The 16,426-nt window shown below is 61.1% G+C and carries 12 protein-coding genes and 1 pseudogene; 3 read left to right on the top strand and 10 right to left on the bottom strand.

Annotated features, from left to right (window positions below):
- Positions 1–36 precede the first annotated feature (36 nt).
- The 4 genes from KGA98_RS05575 to hutC form a co-directional block, all read right to left on the bottom strand.
- The gene (locus KGA98_RS05575) at positions 37–1,506 is read right to left on the bottom strand and encodes a purine-cytosine permease family protein (RefSeq protein ID WP_223501753.1); all 1,470 of its coding nucleotides are present in this window, start codon (positions 1,504–1,506) and stop codon (positions 37–39) included.
- Between the two features lie 91 nt (positions 1,507–1,597).
- Positions 1,598–3,280: a urocanate hydratase gene (gene hutU, locus KGA98_RS05570; protein WP_218495269.1), complete on the bottom strand. Its 1,683-nt coding sequence runs from the start codon at positions 3,278–3,280 to the stop codon at positions 1,598–1,600.
- 497 nt (positions 3,281–3,777) lie between these two features.
- A complete protein-coding gene (locus tag KGA98_RS05565) occupies positions 3,778–4,347 on the bottom strand; it encodes a HutD family protein (protein ID WP_102672709.1) in 570 nt (189 codons plus the stop codon).
- Positions 4,344–5,054, bottom strand: coding sequence for a histidine utilization repressor (gene hutC / locus KGA98_RS05560; protein WP_173677901.1), 711 nt, complete (start codon positions 5,052–5,054; stop codon positions 4,344–4,346). The genes KGA98_RS05565 and hutC overlap by 4 nt, the downstream gene beginning before the upstream one ends.
- A gap of 146 nt (positions 5,055–5,200) precedes the next feature.
- On the opposite strand from hutC, the gene KGA98_RS05555 reads away from it, so the two are divergent.
- Positions 5,201–6,565 (top strand): formimidoylglutamate deiminase, encoded by a 1,365-nt coding sequence (locus KGA98_RS05555; RefSeq protein WP_223501751.1) that lies wholly within the window; start codon positions 5,201–5,203, stop codon positions 6,563–6,565.
- A 122-nt stretch (positions 6,566–6,687) separates the two neighbouring features.
- On the opposite strand, the gene KGA98_RS05550 is transcribed toward KGA98_RS05555, so the two are convergent.
- Together KGA98_RS05550 and KGA98_RS05545 are read right to left on the bottom strand one after the other, a co-directional pair.
- A complete protein-coding gene (locus tag KGA98_RS05550) occupies positions 6,688–7,257 on the bottom strand; it encodes a lipocalin family protein (protein WP_057712393.1) in 570 nt (189 codons plus the stop codon).
- A 30-nt stretch (positions 7,258–7,287) separates the two neighbouring features.
- A complete protein-coding gene (locus KGA98_RS05545; RefSeq protein WP_007975531.1) occupies positions 7,288–7,542 on the bottom strand; it encodes a hypothetical protein in 255 nt (84 codons plus the stop codon).
- 281 nt (positions 7,543–7,823) lie between these two features.
- Here KGA98_RS05545 and KGA98_RS28615 point away from each other — a divergent pair.
- Positions 7,824–8,858 (top strand): annotated as a pseudogene (locus KGA98_RS28615) (cache domain-containing protein); the annotation flags it as partial.
- Positions 8,859–8,951: 93 nt separating this feature from the next.
- Entirely contained in the window at positions 8,952–9,716 is a 765-nt protein-coding gene (locus tag KGA98_RS28610; RefSeq protein ID WP_371318464.1) for a methyl-accepting chemotaxis protein, read from the top strand.
- A gap of 117 nt (positions 9,717–9,833) precedes the next feature.
- On the opposite strand, the gene KGA98_RS05535 is transcribed toward KGA98_RS28610, so the two are convergent.
- The 4 genes from KGA98_RS05535 to KGA98_RS05520 form a co-directional block, all read right to left on the bottom strand.
- A complete protein-coding gene (locus KGA98_RS05535; RefSeq protein ID WP_223501747.1) occupies positions 9,834–10,436 on the bottom strand; it encodes a DUF924 family protein in 603 nt (200 codons plus the stop codon).
- 3 nt (positions 10,437–10,439) lie between these two features.
- On the bottom strand, positions 10,440–11,450 hold the full coding sequence (locus KGA98_RS05530; RefSeq protein ID WP_150811990.1) for a class 1 fructose-bisphosphatase: 1,011 nt from the start codon (positions 11,448–11,450) through the stop codon (positions 10,440–10,442).
- A 306-nt stretch (positions 11,451–11,756) separates the two neighbouring features.
- Entirely contained in the window at positions 11,757–13,130 is a 1,374-nt protein-coding gene (locus tag KGA98_RS05525; RefSeq protein ID WP_223501745.1) for a DUF3999 domain-containing protein, read from the bottom strand.
- On the bottom strand, positions 13,127–16,333 hold the full coding sequence (locus KGA98_RS05520) for a DUF2339 domain-containing protein (RefSeq protein ID WP_223501743.1): 3,207 nt from the start codon (positions 16,331–16,333) through the stop codon (positions 13,127–13,129). The genes KGA98_RS05525 and KGA98_RS05520 overlap by 4 nt, the downstream gene beginning before the upstream one ends.
- Positions 16,334–16,426 lie beyond the last annotated feature (93 nt).

Here is a 16,426-nt window from a genome sequence, read left to right as displayed (position 1 = left end):
GGCAGTCAAGAGGCATCCAGCCCTGTCCACGTCCAATCAGGCCTGCGCCGCAGCGCGACCGACATTCAGCTTTTGTTCGGTGATCGCGCCCTGCTCGACCGGCAGGATCAAACGATCAGGCACTGTGCCGTGCCATTTTTTTGCGCACAGGTAATACAGGGCGGCGGGAAGCACCAGACCGATGACCCAGGAAATATCCACATCACCCAGGGCCTCCACCAGCGGACCGGTATAGAACTTAGTGGAGATGAACGGCAGCTGCACCAGCACACCGAACACATAGACGCTGATACCGAGGAGGTTCCAACGACCGTAGCGACCATTCGGATCGGCCAGAGCCGGTACGTCATAGCGCTCGCGAGTGATGCAGTAGTAGTCCACCAGATTGATCGCGCTCCAGGGGGTAAAGAACGCTAGCAAGAACAGGATGAAAGACTTGAACGCACCGAGGAACGAGTGCTGACCGAGCAACGCCATCAGGGTCGCAGCACCGACGATGACCAGCACGAAGACCAGACGTTGCAAGTGCGTCACCTTCAGGTCACCACGGAAACCGCTGATGATGGTCGCAATGCACATGAAGCTACCGTAGGAGTTCAGCGTGGAGATGGTGACCTTGCCGAACGCAATGCTGAAGTACAGCAGCGCAGCGGTGGCACCGGTACCACCCAGACCAACGATGTAGGCCACTTCGTGACCGGCGAATTGCCCGTTGGCCGAAGCGGCAGCGAACACGCCGAGGACCATCGCCACCTGCGCGCCAATGACCGAACCCGCACCTGCGGCGAAAAAGGTTTTCACCGAGGAAATATTGCTCGGCAGGTAGCGTGAGTAGTCAGCCACGTAAGGGCCGAACGCGATCTGCCAGGACGCCGCGAGCGATACCGCCAGCAGGAAGCTGCTCCAGCTGAAGTGACGGATTTGCAGGAGAGCGCCGACGTCGGTCTGGCTCATCAGGCGCCAGAACAGATAAACGAAGGCAATCACACCGATGACGCTGGCAACACGGCCGATCCAATGGATCACCCGATAACCGAGCACCGTGACCAGCACGATGACACTGGCAAAAATGAGGATACCGACGCTGTCGCTGACGCCAAACAACTGGCCCAGCGCCTGGCCGGATAACACGGTTCCCGTTGCAGTGAAGCCCAGGTACATCAAGCAGACCAGCACGATCGGGATGGCCGCGCCGTACACGCCGAACTGTACCCGGCTGGAAATCATCTGCGGCAGGCCTAGCTTGGGGCCTTGCGCCGCATGCAGCGCCATTACGCCACCGCCGAGCAGTTGGCCGATCAACAGACCGATCAACGACCAGAACACATCACCGCCAAGGACCACGGCCAATGCGCCGGTGACAATCGCGGTGATTTGCAGGTTGGCACCCATCCACAGGGTGAACTGGCTAAACAGACGACCGTGTCTTTCCGCTTCCGGGATGTAGTCGATCGAACGCTTCTCGATCAACGGTTTGTTGCCTGCACGTTCGCTGTTAACAGCCATGATTCAACCTCTGTGGATTGTTATAGGTATATCGGTTGTCGGTGTTGGCTTCTGTGGGAGCGAGCTTGCTCCCACATAAAGCCGTACAGCGTTATTTGCCGGTAATCATCGGCAGGTTCAGCCCTTGTTCCTTGGCGCAGTCGATGGCGATCTGGTAACCGGCATCGGCGTGACGCATGACGCCAGTGGCCGGGTCGTTGTGCAGCACGCGAGCGATACGCTCGGCCGCTTCGTCAGTACCGTCGCAGACAATCACCATGCCCGAATGCTGGGAGAAGCCCATGCCGACGCCGCCGCCGTGGTGCAGGGACACCCAGGTCGCGCCGCTCGCGGTGTTGAGCAGAGCGTTGAGCAGTGGCCAGTCGGAAACGGCGTCGGAACCGTCCTGCATCGATTCGGTTTCGCGGTTCGGGCTCGATACCGAACCGGAGTCCAGGTGGTCGCGGCCGATCACGATTGGCGCGGACAACTCGCCGCTACGGACCATTTCGTTGAACGCCAGGCCCAGCTTGGCGCGCAGGCCCAGGCCAACCCAGCAGATACGTGCCGGCAGACCCTGGAAGCTGATGCGCTCGCGGGCCATGTCCAGCCAGTTGTGCAGGTGGGCGTCGTCCGGGATCAGTTCCTTGACCTTGGCGTCGGTCTTGTAGATGTCTTCAGCGTTGCCCGACAGTGCAGCCCAACGGAACGGGCCGATGCCACGGCAGAACAGCGGACGGATGTAGGCCGGTACGAAGCCCGGGAAGTCGAATGCGTTTTCCACGCCTTCTTCTTGCGCCATCTGACGGATGTTGTTGCCGTAGTCGAAGGTCGGGATGCCTTGCTTCTGGAAGTCGAGCATCGCTTTAACGTGCACGGCCATCGATTGCTTGGCGGCTTTGATCACGGCAGCAGGTTCGGTCTTGGCGCGAGCGCGGTATTCGTCCCAGGTCCAGCCTGCTGGCAGGTAGCCATTGAGCGGGTCGTGGGCGCTGGTCTGGTCGGTGACCATGTCCGGGCGTACGCCGCGCTTGACCAGTTCAGGCAGGATTTCAGCCGCGTTGCCCAGCAGCGCGATGGAGATTGCCTTGCCTTCTTTGGTGTATTTGGCGATGCGGGCCAGTGCGTCGTCGAGGTCTTTGGCTTGCTCGTCGACGTAGCGGCTTTTCAGGCGGAAATCGATGCTGACTTGCTGGCATTCGATGTTCAGCGAGCAAGCGCCGGCCAGGGTTGCAGCCAGAGGCTGGGCGCCACCCATGCCGCCCAGGCCGGCGGTCAGTACCCACTTGCCTTTGAGGTCATCGTTGTAGTGTTGGCGACCGGCTTCGACGAAGGTTTCGTAGGTGCCCTGGACGATGCCCTGGCTGCCGATGTAGATCCAGCTGCCGGCGGTCATCTGGCCGTACATGGCCAGGCCTTTGGCGTCCAGTTCGTTGAAGTGTTCCCAGCTCGCCCAGTGAGGAACCAGGTTGGAGTTGGCGATCAGTACGCGCGGGGCGTTGCTGTGGGTCTTGAACACGCCGACCGGCTTGCCGGATTGCACCAGCAGGGTCTCGTCGTCGTTCAGGTTGGTCAGGCTCTCGACGATCTTGTCGTAGCATTCCCAGTTACGTGCAGCGCGACCGATACCACCGTAAACCACCAGTTCTTTAGGGTTCTCGGCGACTTCCGGGTCGAGGTTGTTCATCAGCATGCGCAGCGGCGCTTCAGTCAGCCAGCTCTTGGCGGTCAGCTTGTTACCGCGTGCGGCACGGATTTCGACGTCGCGAAACTTGGTACGTTTATTCTCGGTCACGAAAAGAACTCCTCAGCAATCAATCCAAACCAACCCAGGCAGTGGGCGAGCAAGCCAATGGGCATCAGTGCACACCGGCGAATCAGTGGACGATGGTTGAGTCTTCGTGACTCATACGCATACGTCTTTACTTGTACATACAAGCATATGCAATCAAGCGGCCAACTTGTTGGATGAGCATTCAAGAAAAGTTCGGAAACAGCTGGAGAGCCCTTGGAACAAGGGTTTTGGCGTAGATGAAATTTTTCGAGGGGATTTTTTGGAGGATAGGCGGATTGTTACTTGAGCGTGGTTTTGCGCCACGCTGGGGCATTCGGTAACAAGTTGGTGCGCGGACGGAAACGGTCTGAGGGGTAGCACAACATCGCGGGCAAACATCGCCCCCTGTAGGAGCCGAGCTTGCTCGCGATGGTCGTGAAGGATAACGCGTAGAACCAGATGCCCAGCGGCGAATTTGGGTTATTCGCGAGCGAGCTCGCTCCTACAGGGATGGTGTATCAGCGTGCGATGAGTTCGATCACGCAGCAGGCGCCATTGCTGGAGACTTCCAGCAATCCGGTGTTACCGACCAGTTGCAGGCAATCATGGCGACCCAGTTGCGAAGCGCTGGTACCGACCTTCACTTCAAGCGCATCGCTGATACTGAAGACCAGCACAGTCCCCGCCTCACTGAAAAACCGCTGCTCGCCCGACAACCACTGCAACCGCGCGGCGTAACGCTGCGGTGCGTAAATGAGGTTGAAATCGCGAATCGCACCGCCGAGCAATGTGCAGGAAACCTTGCTTTCACCGCTGAAGGCAAACGGGTCCAGCGGTAACAGTGGCCGAGTATCCTGGCCATCCACCGTCAGGCTCATGCCGTCGCCCTGCAAAACAGTGATCACTCGCTCGTAACCGGCGAAGGTGGAAAACCCGCCCGACTCGCCAATGTCGGCAATCGACAGGCGCCAGCCAAAGCCATCCAGACCGGTGCCGGCATCGCGGGTGATTTCTTCGGTGCTGCCGCCGCCGTTTTTCCACGGCATGCGCGGGTAATCTTTGGCGCGTAAAACCTTTAACTGATTCATTTATGGAACCGACCTTCCAGACGATGACGGGAACCGGGGTGGATCAAGCGAGCGGCGGTCACCGGCTGACGGCCGGACCAGGTGCGGCGACGGATCAGCAGGCACGGCTCGCCCTTTTCAATCTGCAGCAACTTGCACTCGGACGACTCGGCCAGGATCGCCTCGACCACGTGCTCGCCTTCGGTCAGCGGCGCGACCTGGTTCAGGTAGGCATATGGCGTTTGCAGGGTGAAGTCCTGCTTGAGGTAGTCCGGCGCCACCAGCGCATTGACGAAACGGTCTTCGATTTGCACCGGAATATCGTTTTCGAAATGCACGATCAGCGAGTGGAACACCTTCTGCCCTTCGCGCATGTCCAGGGCCAGCGCGCGCTCGGAGCCGGCGGCCTCTTCTTCAAGGGTGATGACCTTGCAGGTGTGGCGATGACCGCGAGAGGCGATTTCGTCGGCGATGTTGTGCACTTCGAACAGTGCGGACTGGCTTTTCGGCTCGGCGACGAACGTGCCGACGCCTTGCATGCGCACCAGCAGACCGTCGGCAGTCATCTCGCGCAGCGCGCGGTTGATGGTCATGCGACTGAAGCCAAGCTGGCTGACCAGCTCGCTTTCCGACGGCACACGATAGTGCGGCGGCCAGTTTCCACTGTCGATTTGCTGGGTGATCATCTGTTTGACGCGGGCGTACAAGGGCGCCGGACTGTCGCCCATGTTCGCGGCCAACGGAGAGACTGGAGGCGGAGTCGGCACGGTTAATCCTTGTTCGTTGAAAAGAGATTGCTAGCTTGCCGGAGTTTACCGGGCAGGCAAACGTCTGTATATGTATATACAAATAACACACGATGGGGTGCTGAACCATGTCCGCCTTCTTTGCCGAACGCGCGCTGCTGCCTAGTGGATGGGCCAACAATGTACGTCTTGAGGTCAGCGCCGATGGCGTTTTGACCCATATCCAGGCCGATTCCCATGCAGATGGCGCCGAGCGGTTGAGCGGTCCGCTGCTGCCTGGCATGCCGAACCTGCACTCCCACGCCTTCCAGCGGGCCATGGCCGGGCTGGCGGAAGTGGCGGGAAATCCGAACGACAGTTTCTGGACCTGGCGCGACCTGATGTATCGCCTCGTCGGAAAAATCAGCCCGGAACAACTCGGCGTCATCGCCCGTCAGCTGTACATCGAAATGCTCAAGGCCGGTTACACATCGGTGGCGGAATTTCATTACGTACACCATGACATCAGTGGCCAGCCTTACGCGGACCCGGCCGAACTGGCCCTGCGTATCAGCCAGGCTGCAGGTTCCGCGGGTATCGGTCTGACCCTGCTGCCGGTGCTCTACAGCCACTCCGGTTTCGGCGGCCAGACTCCGAACGAAGGTCAGCGTCGCTTCATCAACAGCACCGAAAATTACCTCAAGCTGCAATCGCGCCTGCAACCGCTCCTGGCGCAGCAGCCGGCGCAGGCCCTGGGCCTGTGTTTCCACTCGCTGCGCGCGGTCACGCCGCAACAGATCAGCGAAGTGCTGGTCGCCAGCGACAAACAATGCCCGGTGCACATCCACATTGCCGAGCAGCAGAAAGAAGTCGACGACTGCCTGACCTGGAGCGGTCGTCGTCCGCTGCAATGGCTGTACGAAAACGTCGAAGTCGACCAGCGCTGGTGCCTGGTCCACGCGACCCACGCCAACCCGGAAGAAGTCACGTCGATGGCCAGGAGCCGCGCCATCGCCGGCCTGTGCCTGACCACCGAAGCCAACCTTGGCGACGGGATTTTCCCGGCGGTGGATTTCCTCGCCCAGGGCGGCCGCATGGGCATCGGTTCCGACAGTCACGTGTCATTGAGCGTGGTGGAAGAATTGCGCTGGCTGGAATACGGCCAGCGTCTGCGTGATCAGCGGCGTAATCGTTTGTACGGCGCGGATCAGCCAATGGTCGGCCGCACGCTGTTTGATGCCGCGCTGGATGGCGGTGCCCAGGCGCTGGGTCAGCCGATTGGCGCCCTGGAAGTCGGCAAGCGCGCCGACTGGCTAGTGCTCGATGGCAACGACCCGTATCTGGCAACGGCCAGCGGCGACGGAATTCTCAACCGCTGGTTGTTTGCCGGCGGCGATCGCCAGGTGCGGGATGTGTTGGTCAATGGCCAGTGGGTAGTGCGTGACGGGCGGCATGCCGACGAGGAAGAAAGCAGCCGCGCCTTCACCCAGGTCCTGCGCGAACTCCTGGGCTGACACAAAACAAAAATGTGGGAGCGGGCTTGCTCGCGAAGGCGGACTGTCAGTCAACATCTCTGTTGAATGTGACACCCTCTTCGCGAGCAAGCCCGCTCCCACATTTGGATATGTGCCGACAGTTAGTTCGAGGTCTCGGCCATCTGCTTTTCCGAGGCCCGCCAGATCAGCCGTGTGGTGTCGTACCCCTGCTGACGTGCTTTGCTCAGCAACTCCTCACGCACCACACCGTTCACGGTCGGCGTGCGCGACAACAGCCACAGATACTTGCGGCTCGGGTCACCGACGATGGCGGTCTTGTAGTCATCGCTGACGTACAGCACCCAGTATTCGCCCTTCGCCGAACCCGGAATCAGCCTGGAAAACCAGGTATCGAACTCGACCCACAGCTTGTCGCTCTTGCCGGGCACCTGTGGATAAGCCGTGCCCTTGACCTCTTCCCATTGCCACTGCGCCGTCAGGCAGCGGTTCAGCACTGCGAGGTTGCCGTCGGGCTTGAGCGTGTAATGGGCTTCGGACTGCGCGCAGTCGCGCTGGAAGTACATCGGCATACGAGCCAGCTCGTACCAGGTGCCCTGGTAGCGCTTGAGGTTGACGCTATTGACCGTCTTGGGGGCCAATGGGTCCTGGCCAGACGTGGCACAGCCGGCCAACACCAGGCCGGCAAAAAGGATGATCAATAACCGCTTCATTATTTTTCTCCCGTGGGCGATCGCCCCGGTTTACTTCAGGCCTTGGCCGGAAAACATCAGCACTTTGTCACCGGCGAACTGCACGCTGATAAAGCTGTTCTTGTCGCCCCAGGTGCAGCTGGACATGCCGAGCGCGCCTGAACAATCGGCGGGTTTGCCCAACAGGGTCTCCACATCGGCCTTGGCCATGCCGGCGGAGAGCTTCGAGTAGTTTTCCTGATTGACCTTGCTGCAGGCAGCGAGCAATACGCAGAACGAAAGCAGGGCGATGGAACGCAACGACATGGTGAAACTCCGGGGGCGTAGGGGATTGGCATGGCTGCCAAGCTGAAGCTTAGAAGAGAAAACCCCTGTCAGGTTCCCTGCCCGGCAGGCTATTTATCGGGCCACTCGTCTGCCTTTTGCCGAAAATCAGCCACTTTGCCTGTTTACTGGGCATTTCGTCGTTTTTCAGAGAATTCGCCTAATCTTTGGCGCCGTTCAGTCGACATAAATGCAACGCAAAGCCACGTCAGTGGCATTTGCTCCCCCATTTTGTAGAACAGCCCCTCTGCGGTAGCTCATCCATGACCAGAAACATGAAGTTCAGCCACAAGATATTGCTGGCTGCCGCCCTCGTGGTGGCCGTCGCATTCGCTTGTTTCATCCTGTTCAACGACTATCGCCAACGCGAAACCTTGCGCAACAGTACCGAAGCCTCGATGCAGGAACTCGGCAGCCTGACCACCAGCAACATCCAGACCTGGCTGGAAAGCCGCATGCAATTGCTGCAGTCGATGGCCCAACAGATCAACGCCGACGGCAATGCTCCCGCTGGCCTGAAACGAATCATCGACCTGCCCGCCTACACCGGTAACTTCCAGCTAAGTTACTTCGGTGGCGCCGACGGCGTGATGTTCTCGGTCCCGGCGGGCAACCGCGCGGCGGACTACGACCCGCGCGCCCGTGGCTGGTACAAGGCGGCCAATAATGCGCAACAGACCATCGTCACCGAACCCTACATCGCCGCCTCCTCCGGCAAGCTGGTGATCACAGTCGCCACCCCGGTGCAGCACCTGGGCCAGATGATCGGTGTCGCCGGCGCCGACATCGACCTGTCCAGCGTCAGCGCGATCATCAACTCGCTGAACTTCGGCGGTCACGGCCATGCGTTCATCGTCGGTGCCGACGGCAAGATCCTGATTCACCCGGACAGCAAACTGGTGCTCAAGAACCTGACCGAGGCCTACCCCAACGGCGCGCCGAAAGTCAGCCCGGGCATGAAGGAAGTCGAGATCGACGGCAAGCGTCAGTTCATCTCTTTCACCCACGTCAACGGCGTGCCATCGGCGGACTGGTACGTAGCGCTGGTGCTCGACCAGGAAACCGCGTTCTCGATGCTCAGCGAATTCCGCACCTCGGCGATCATCGCCATGGTAATTGCGGTGGTGATCATCATCGCCCTGCTGGGCATGCTGATCAGCCTGTTGATGCAACCGCTGCTGACCATGGGTCGCGCCATGCATGACATCGCCGAAGGCGAAGGTGACTTGACCAAACGCCTGACCATTCACGGCCACGACGAATTCGGCGCGCTGGGGCTGTCGTTCAACCGTTTCGTCGAGCGCATCCATACCTCGATCATCGAAGTATCCTCGGCCACCGGCCAGGTCAACGAAGTGGCGCTGCGGGTAGTCGCCGCCTCGAACTCGTCGATGTTCAACTCCGACCAGCAAGCCTCGCGCACCAGCAGCGTGGCCGCGGCGATCAATCAGCTCGGTGCCGCCGCCCAGGAAATCGCCCAGAACGCCGCCCTCGCCTCGCAACATTCCAGCGATGCCCGCAGCCTGGCCGAAGACGGTCAACAGGTGGTGGATAAAACCATCGCGGCGATGCAGCAACTGTCGGCCAAGATCAGCGACTCGTGCGGCAACATCGAGACCCTCAACAGCAACACGGTCAACATCGGGCAGATCCTGGAAGTGATCACCAGCATCTCCCAGCAGACCAACTTGCTGGCACTCAACGCCGCCATTGAAGCGGCCCGCGCTGGCGAGGCCGGCCGTGGTTTTGCCGTGGTGGCCGATGAGGTGCGCAACCTCGCTCACCGCACCCAGGACTCGGCGCAGCAAGTGCAGACGATGATCGAAGAGCTGCAAGTCGGTGCCCGGGCAGCGGTGGGCATCATGACCGACAGCCAGCGCCAGAGCGAAAGCAGCGTCGGCATCGCCAACCAGGCGGGCGAACGTCTGGGCAGCGTGACCCAGCGCATCGGGGAGATCGATGGCATGAACCAGTCGGTGGCCACCGCGACCGAGGAACAGACCGCCGTGGTGGAGTCGATCAACGTCGACATCACCGAAATCAACACGCTGAACCAGGAAGGCGTGGAGAACCTGCAGTCGACCTTGCGTGCATGTGCCGATCTAGAACAGCAGGCGGCGCGGTTGAAGCAGCTGGTGGGTAGTTTCAGGATTTGAGGTGATGTAGCGGGCCTCTTCGCGAGCAAGCCCGCTCCCACAGTGGATCTGTGTCGTTCACGAATCCCTTGTGGGAGCGGGCTTGCTCGCGAAGACGGAATCAGCCGCAAAGAAGAGCTAGAAGCTTGATCCAGGCTTCGACAGAAACTCCAACTCCTCAGCCGTCGACTCCCGCCCCAACACCACATTGCGATGCGGAAAACGTCCAAACTGTGCAATCACTTTCTGATGCCGCTCGGCGTAATCCAGGTAATCGGCAAACAGCGTTCGGTCACCTTCAGGCTGCTGCGCCACCAGTTCGATATAGCGCGAGACACCTTCGTTTTGCACCGCGAGGTTTTCGCTGTGCTCGAACACCAGATAGATGAACACCCGCTGAATCGGCTGCAACTGGCGATCGAAATCCGCCGCAATACCTTGGGCTACCAATTTCTGTGCGCGGGAATCGCCGGAGAATGCTTTGGGAGTATCGCGAAAGATCATTCGCGGGATTTGATCGAGCAACAGCACCAGGGCCAGCCAACCTTCGGGACATTGCATCCACTCGGTCAATCCGCCGGCCAGTGCCTGCTCGGCCTGGCCCCCGAAACGCTCGCGCGCTTCGAGGTCCTGGCTGTCGCGCTTGCCAAACCACAACTTGCCCTTCTGCGCCGCCACTTCCTTCGCTGACCCGAAACTTCCGAACCACCAATCAAGCAACGGCTGCCAGGGCGCGGTCATGGTTTATTCCTTGTGGTAAGCCGTGACGCGGGCAACTTCTTCTTTCGAACCGAGGAACACCGCAACACGCTGGTGCAGGCCTTCCGGCTGGATGTCGAGGATGCGCTGGTGGCCGTCGGTGGACGCGCCGCCTGCCTGTTCCACCAGGAACGACATCGGGTTGGCTTCGTACATCAGGCGCAGCTTGCCCGGCTTCGACGGCTCGCGGCTGTCGCGTGGGTACATGAACAGACCGCCACGGGTCAGGATGCGGTGCACGTCAGCCACCATCGCAGCAACCCAGCGCATGTTGTAGTTCTTTTTCAGCGGGCCTTCATCGCCGGCCAGCAATTCGCTTACGTAGCGCTGTACCGGTGCTTCCCAGTGACGCTGGTTGGAAGCGTTGATGGCGAATTCCTGGGTGGTTTCAGGAATGGTGATGTTTTCGTGGGTCAGTACGAAACTGCCCATCTCACGGTCCAGGGTGAAACCTTTCACGCCGTCGCCCAGGGTCAGGATCAGCATGGTCTGCGGGCCGTAGATCGCGTAACCGGCGGCCACTTGCTGGGTGCCTGGCTGCAGGAAAGCCTTCTCATTCAAGGGCTCGTTCTGGCTCAGGTATTCGTTCGGGCAACGCAGTACCGAAAAGATGGTGCCGACCGGGGCGTTGATATCGATGTTCGACGAACCGTCCAGCGGGTCGAATACCAGCAGGTACGCGCCTTTCGGGTATTTGCCCGGAATCTGGTAGGCGTTGTCCATTTCTTCGGACGCCATGCCGGCCAGGTGACCGCCCCATTCGTTGGCTTCGAGCAGGATCTCGTTGGAGATCACGTCGAGCTTTTTCTGCACTTCGCCCTGGACGTTTTCAGTGCCCATGCTGCCCAGAACGCCACCCAGGGCGCCTTTGGACACGGCGTGGTTGATCTCCTTGCAGGCACGCGCCACCACTTCGATCAGGAAGCGCAGATCGGCAGGAGTGTTGTTGCTGCGGGTCTGCTCAATCAAATAGCGACTCAAGGTAACGCGGGACATGGAAGGCTCCGGTGGAATGGGGGGGCTAAAAACCCGCGCAGTTTAACGCGAGTCGGGGCGCATTTCCTCCTATCAGACGTGATCGGCCAAAGAGAGTTCATGTGCGGGGATGAGCGTAGTAGGAAATGGGCCGCGCGTGGAGCTCGAATGGATAGCAGATTTCGATATCTTTGGTGATCGGCACACCGTATTCGCGAGCAAGCCCGCTCCCACATTGGACCAGCTGTGCACACACCATTTGTGCCACGAAGCAGATCCAGTGTGGGAGCGGGCTTGCTCGCGAATGGCGCGAAGCGCCAGCCTTCTTCAGGGTTTGACAGAGGGTTTGCGCAGCAAGCTGAACGCCATCGCCGCCAGGAACAGGACACTGAGCAACAACACCGCCCACAAGCCGAACTTCTTCCACTGGGTGTCCATCGTCGCCAGTGTTTTCTCTGTCGATGCATTCGAAACCACCGCCCCGACATCCACAATGGCCCTGCCCAAGGTCGCGAGCTTCGCCGGGCTGTAATCCGGAATCAGCGTCGACAGCGGCAAGTTCGCCGCCTTCGCCGTCGAATTCCCCACGACCAGCGTGTAAGGCCCAGGCCCGCGCGCCAGGAACACCAGTTGTGTGGCACGCACGGCATACTTCAGCGTCGGCGCCCGATCACCCAGGCCGCCACCGCGTTCGTCCACGGTCAGCTTCAATTGCTGGACGATCTGCCCGGACAACTGCAATTCGTTTTGCACCACATCCTGACCGTTCTGGGCCAGGCGATAGAGCAAACCGCTGCCCAACGACTGCCATGGCAGACTGCTGTCGCGACGGCCGGCCAAGCGCACTGGCGCCAGACTGTTGGGCTGGCTCAACTCGACCTGCACCCGCTCGACATTCAGCCCCATCGGCAACTGCCAGGTGTATTCACCCGCCTTCACGCTGCTGCCGGTCAACCCTTGGGACCAGACCAACGGCAGCGGCAGGCTGCGGGTACTGGCGCTCTGTAGTTGCGCCGAAGTCAGTGTCGGTGCCGAATGCGGCGTGATCCACAGTAACCGCAGGTAGCGTGCCGACTGGCCCGGCAGGTTGACTTCATGCTGTTCGACCCGCTCGTCGGAAAAGGTCAGGCGCGCCACCTGCCCTTCGCCCCAGGACTGCCAATGCTGCAAATCGTCGCTGGCTTCGATGGTGAAACGCTGGAAGCCGTCGCGCTCGCTACTCCAGTCCAGAACCAACTGCTGCAACGGCGCCTTGATAGCCGAAGCGTCGAGCAACCAGCCGCGCAGCTCTTCCTCACCCGCCTCCAGCTGACTGGAGGGCTGCACCTCGACCAATGTGCCGTTGGTGCTCGATTGCACCCGCACGCTCGGCGCGGTTTCAGTGGCGTCCACCGAGTTGTACAGCGGAAACCATTTCACCTCGGTCAAGGTGCGCGCTTCATTGCTCCGCGCCGATTCCCGGGCCAGGGCATAAGCCTGAACTTCGCCCGCCGCATTGAACACACGTACATCGCTCAGGTCGGCCTGCCGTGCATTCAGTTGTACGTTCAGGGGCAGTTCAAGGCGATACCAGGGCCCTTCGCCCGTCACCGACAAAGGCACTTGGGTGGTGAAGTCCGCCGGTTTTTCCTGGGCAACCGCCGACAACACCACGCCCATGGCAACAGCGCCCAGCCAACCCAGGTTCAGCTTCTGACTCAAGACGACACTCCTTCGGATTCCGGGACCGGTTTCTCGACATCCGGCACAGCTTCGGCACGCTTGGGCGGCAGCGGGGCGAAATAGCCCACCACCAGCAGCAACACGCCGACACCGATAAACGACACGATCCGCGCCAGCCCGCCGCGATTACTCAATTCGACAAAGAACAGCTTAGCCACGACCACACCTATCAAGGCGGCGCCGATCAACCAGACTTCGCGGTGGCGACGCAAATGGCCACCGATCATCAGGCTCAGGGCCATCAAGGTCCAGACGATGGACAACCCGGCTTGCACCCGCATCGACGCCAGCAACAGATCCAGCTCGAACGGCACCCCGCTCCAATGGTGCGCCGTACGCATTACCAATGCCGTAAAGAACACGAACAGCGAGGCACCTGCGACCCCTTGCGTGGCGATGGCGGCGTAATCCTTGTGCAGCGCCAGTTGTGTCATGGCGCTGCGGGACCAGACATAGACGCCGGACAGCGCGAACAACAGGCCCAGCTCCAGCGGGTTGATCAATGGCACGTAGGGCAGTGGCTCGGCGTTGCCGTCACTGGCGACATTCGCCAGCCAGAACCAGCCGAGCATCAGCAACGCCAGCGGCGCGGCGGCGTATACACGGTATTCCCTCGAGTACGCCACCACCGGCCACGGCCACGCGCGAGGCGCCGCCATCAGAACCAGATACAGACTTGGCAGAATCGCCCAACCCAACCAGCGCCAAGCGTTGTATTGCTCGGACAACACCAGCAAGCCATAACGCAGCTCCAGCGCCAGCACCCCCATCAACAGCCAACAGCCGAGCACATGGGCGACACTCGTCACGCGTGCTGGCAGCATGGGCGCCAGGCGTCGCAGGGACATGAAATGCACCACGAACACGGCGGCCCACGCCAGCCAGCCGACGTCGGCCGCCGGGTGGTAACGCGAGTGCCAGGCCGCCAGCAGCACCAGCGCCGCCGCGGGAATCAACACCGTACCGAGCACCCCCAGTGACGGCCATTTCAGGCGCAGCGCCAACTCCGTCCACAGCGCAACACTCACAGCTGCGATGCTCAACAACAAAGTCGCCTGCATCGGCAGCGACGCAAAATGCAGCACTTCGATGACCCAGGCCAACGCCCACCAGCCCGCGCCCCACACCAGCAACGCCTGGGACAATCGCAACAGGCTCAGCCCTTCGAATGCTTCGGGTGAATGCCCCATCTGCAAACGCCAGGCCCCGACCATCGCTGCCAGCCCCAACACCAGCGGCGCCCAGAATCCGGCATGAGCCAGGGGACTCAGCCCTTCACTGAACAGCGGCCCCGTCGCCAGGAACAGTGCACCACCCAACAGTTGCACAGCGAGCGCGGTGAACACGAATGCGCGCGATGGCAGGCGCAAGCCAACCAACAACGTCAACGCCCCGGCCAAGGCCCAACTGATCACCGTGCCGTGGCTGAAGAAAAACAACGGCGCCAGCAAATAGAGAAACGCCAGCCCGAGGCACGCCAGGACTGGCAGACCTTTTAGCTCCCAAGGCCTGATCTGCTCCGGCAAGGCTTTACGCAACTGGTAGAAGCTGAACAACAACGCAATGCCCAGTAACAGCGCGCCTAGCGGTACACCACCGAGCAGGCTGCTCTCGCTGTTGTGCAGCTCGCTGAGAAACACCAGCGCCGAGCCCAGTTGCAGGAGCAAGGCAAACGCCCGGGCCAGGGGCCTTTGCTGGCGAAGGCCGAGCCAGAAGATCCCCGCGCCCTCCACCGCCCACGCCGCGGTCGTCCAGCGTGCATCGAGCCCCAGCGGAATCGCCAGGCTGGTGAAGATCACGCCCAAGGCCAGGCAGGTTTCCCCCAGCAACAGCGTGCGCCCGGCCATCAGCCAACGGGCAAGTCCCATGTAAATCATGCCCAGCGCCAATGCACTGAACGCCGCAGCGAACTCCAGATGCTGCACCAGTGCGAACTGCAAGCCGAAACCCACCAGCGGTGGACCGAACAGCAGCGTGCCGTCGACGTAGTCGCCCTTGCGCGCCGACCATTGCAGCAGCGATTCGCGACTGCTCTCTGCCGGTGCATCGCTCATTTCCAGCAGCCTGCGCCGGGCGAACAGCAGACCAATGGCCAGGTACATCAGGAAAAACAAAATCAGAAACGGCTCGGTGCTCCACAACTGCTCCGGCGAGTAGGAACGCAGGCCCCAGGCGAAACCGATGCCGAAGGTGCCGCTGAACCCGATGACATTCAACAGCCGCCAGGCCTTGAACCAGGCGATGGCGAAGATGCCGGCGTTGAGCAGGGCAAAGTAGCTGAACAGCGCGACGTGGCTGCCGGCGCCGGTGGAGGCCAGCAGCGGCGCGGCGAATCCGCCCAGTGCGGCAGCGGCGGCCAACCCCAGGGAGTCCTGGGTAATGGCGAGAATCGCCGAACAGACTGTCACCGCCACCAGCAGGCCAAACCCCGCTGTGGGATCGAGCAGCGGATGCAGGCGCATCGCGGCAAACACCGTCAGGTACAACACGGCGATCCCGGCCCCTTGCAGGATCAACGCATAACTGCTGTTGCGCGCCCGCAACCACCAGCCCAGCCCGAGCAACCCCAAGGCTGCCGCCGCAACGCCTGCGTACCGCAACTCAACCGGCACCACCACGCCTTCGGTGGCATAGCGCAGCAAAAAGGCCAGGCCGAGGAACAACAGCACCACGCCGACCCGCAACACGGTATTGCCACCGAACAACCAGGCTCGGGCACGGCTGATGGCGCGATCGATAAGGTTCGGGCCACGCGGAGGGACAGGTGGTTGTGCCTGACGAGCGATCGGCTCGGGCTTCCAGGCATCGGCGGGCTGCGAACGGTTGGCTTCGGTGGCCGCTGCGGCGATCGGCTCGAGTTCGGGCGGCAGCTCCCAGACCAACTCCGGGGCTGCGGCAGGTGCTTCATCGAGGATGGTTTCAGGTGAGACAAGTGGCTCGCGGGTTTCCGGCGCCTTGACGCCCGGTGCTTCAAGCAGCGCCAGCCGTTGCTCGACCGCCTGCAGCGCTACCTGCGCCTGTTCCAGCAAACGCTGCTGCTCGACTGCCTGCGAGTCCATGCGAGCCATGCGAAGGGCCTGGCCGATACCCAATCCGAACAACGCGCCCAGCAGCGCATCGCTGAATGACTCGTCGAGTATCCAGCCGAGCACCAGCCCTATCAGCATGAACATCCATTGCATGGTCGATATCCCTAAGCGGCCCCATCATGAGGCAAGTCCAAGCGGTACAGTGTCTGATCAGTCTAGTGCGAAAACACCACAACCCCCTGTAGG

Source organism: Pseudomonas sp. BF-R-24 (assembly GCF_019947335.1).
In the GTDB taxonomy this organism is placed as follows: Bacteria; Pseudomonadota; Gammaproteobacteria; order Pseudomonadales; family Pseudomonadaceae; genus Aquipseudomonas; species Aquipseudomonas jessenii.
The sequence above is the reverse complement of the archived record's forward strand: the minus strand, read 5'-3'. Positions and strand labels throughout refer to the sequence as shown.